This is a genomic window from Flavobacterium potami, from assembly GCF_020026915.1.
GTDB lineage: Bacteria > Bacteroidota > Bacteroidia > Flavobacteriales > Flavobacteriaceae > Flavobacterium > Flavobacterium potami.
Map to the genome: position 1 here is coordinate 1 of NZ_JAINUY010000014.1, position 2,629 is coordinate 2,629.

Genomic DNA, 2,629 nt, shown 5'->3' on the forward strand with positions numbered 1-2,629 from the left:
GTGTCGAGATGGCACTGTCGCAGTTCAATGGGTTGGTGATCTCACAGATCTTGTATTCGATGTCGTAGCTGCCTGCCGGTGTATTCGGCGCAACAACCACTTTTCCGTCGTTGGCGATGCTGATGCCTGTCGGAAGGTTCACTCCCTCGATCTTAACCTGACCAGGATTGCTTCCGATTACAGCCTGCACCGCGTTCAATGTATCACTGTTGATTAGCGATATTGTAGTTGTGCCTCCTGTATTTCCGTTGATAGTCCCAAGTGCATCGGCAACAGCATCGATTACCGCAGGGCTTACTCTAACTACAGATGTAGCCTCTGAGCAGTTTGATGAATTGCTATACTCGCAGATTCTATATACTATATTGTAATCGCCAGCAACTGTATTTGCCGAAACTTTTACCGTTCCATCTGGGTTTATACTAAAACCATTTGGAACTGTAACTTCAGCAATAGTTACTTGACCATTACTATTTCCAATTACCGCTTGAACTCCATTTAATTTATCGCCTGCAATAAGAGACATAGTAGTATTACCTCCTGCAAAGCCGTTGATATTAGGTGTCAATGTTTCAGCAACAGCACAAATTTGAGAATTAACAACAAAACTTGTTTCCTCAGATTCACAATTATTAATTGAAGCTTTAATAGTATAACTACCAGAAGGTGCTGAAATTATACCTGCCGAACGCACAACTCCAACCGATGGATTTATAATATAATTGAAATTTGAATTATAATTCGTGATACTAAAACTACCTGTTTCAGTAGAACAATTAGGTTGTGATACTAAGCTTAATAATGGTTTAGCTGCTTTATCATAAACTATAAAAGTAACATCAGATTGAGTAGCATTACAACTACCATTACTCGGAACCGTGTATCTAATAGTTACATTAGTATCTCCCGTAACGTCATCAGGTGTATAAATAGATCCTAATATACTTCCTCCTCCAGATATAACACTCCATGTTCCACCTACTGGCGTTGCTGATAATGTTTTCGTAGATGTCTCACAAATTGATGCTGTTGTCGTAGTATTGCTAGCCGTTCCTGCAAATTTGTCTCTAGTTATGGTAACATCAGAGCTGGACGATGTACAGCTTCCGTTGCTAATGGTCCAACGGAATACGTTGGCACCGTAACCCAGAGCCGTTACTCCTGATGTATTTGATGATGGTGTAGTGATCGTTCCTGTTCCGCTTACCAATGTCCACGTTCCAGTACCAACTGTAGGCGCGTTACCTGCAAGGGTTGCCGTAGCCGTTTCGCACTGCGTCTGGTTTGATCCTGCGTTGGAAGCCGTAGGGGTTTGATTTCTTGTTATGGTAACCTCAGAACTCGACGATGTACAACTTCCGTTGCTGATGGTCCAACGGAATACGTTTGCGCCGTAGCCCAATGCCGTTACTCCTGATGTGTTTGATGATGGTGTAGTGATTGTTCCCGCACCGCTTACCAATGTCCACGTTCCAGTACCAACCGTAGGCGCGTTACCCGCAAGGGTCGCCGTAGCCGTTTCGCACTGCGTCTGGTTTGATCCTGCGTTGGAAGCAGTAGGAGTCTGATTTCTTGTTATGGTAACCTCAGAACTCGACGATGTACAACTTCCGTTGCTGATGGTCCAACGGAATACGTTTGCGCCGTAGCCCAATGCCGTTACTCCTGATGTGTTTGATGATGGTGTAGTGATTGTTCCCGCACCGCTTACCAATGTCCACGTTCCAGTACCAACCGTAGGCGCGTTACCCGCAAGGGTCGCCGTAGCCGTTTCGCACTGCGTCTGGTTTGATCCTGCGTTGGAAGCAGTAGGAGTCTGATTTCTAGTTATGGTAACATCAGAGCTGGACGATGTACAGCTTCCGTTGCTGATGGTCCAACGGAATACGTTGGCACCGTAACCCAAAGCTGTTACTCCTGAATTACGCGCAGATGGTGTAGTAATGGTTCCTGTTCCGCTTACCAATGTCCACGTTCCAGTACCAACCGTAGGCGTATTACCCGCAAGGGTTGCCGTAGCCGTTTCGCACTGGGTCTGGTTTGATCCTGCGTTGGAAGCCGTAGGGGTTTGATTTCTTGTTATGGTAACATCAGACGTAGAAGATGTACAACTTCCGTTGCTGATGGTCCAACGGAATACGTTGGCACCGTAACCCAAAGCTGTTACTCCTGATGTATTTGATGATGGTGTAGTGATCGTTCCTGTTCCGCTTACCAATGTCCACGTTCCAGTACCAACCGTAGGCGCGTTACCCGCAAGGGTTGCCGTAGCCGTTTCGCACTGGGTCTGGTTTGATCCTGCATTGGAAGCCGTAGGGGTTTGGTTTCTTGTTATGGTCACCTCAGAACTCGACGATGTACAGCTGCCGTTGCTGATGGTCCAACGGAATACGTTTGCGCCGTAGCCCAATGCCGTTACTCCTGATGTGTTTGATGATGGTGTAGTGATCGTTCCCGCACCGCTTACCAGTGTCCAGGTTCCAGTACCAACCGTAGGTGCGTTACCCGCAAGGGTCGCCGTAGCCGTTTCGCACTGGGTCTGGTTTGATCCTGCGTTGGAAACAGTAGGGGTTTGGTTTCTTGTTATGGTCACCTCAGAACTCGACGATGTACAGCTGCCGTTGCTGAT

1 protein-coding gene is annotated in these 2,629 nt (G+C 46.9%); it reads right to left on the reverse strand.

Features of this window, described 5'->3' with window-relative positions; all coding sequences use genetic code 11:
- Positions 1 to 2,629 (reverse strand): hypothetical protein (locus K6T82_RS24055; protein ID WP_223711565.1); only part of this gene is annotated, 2,629 nt, incomplete at both ends.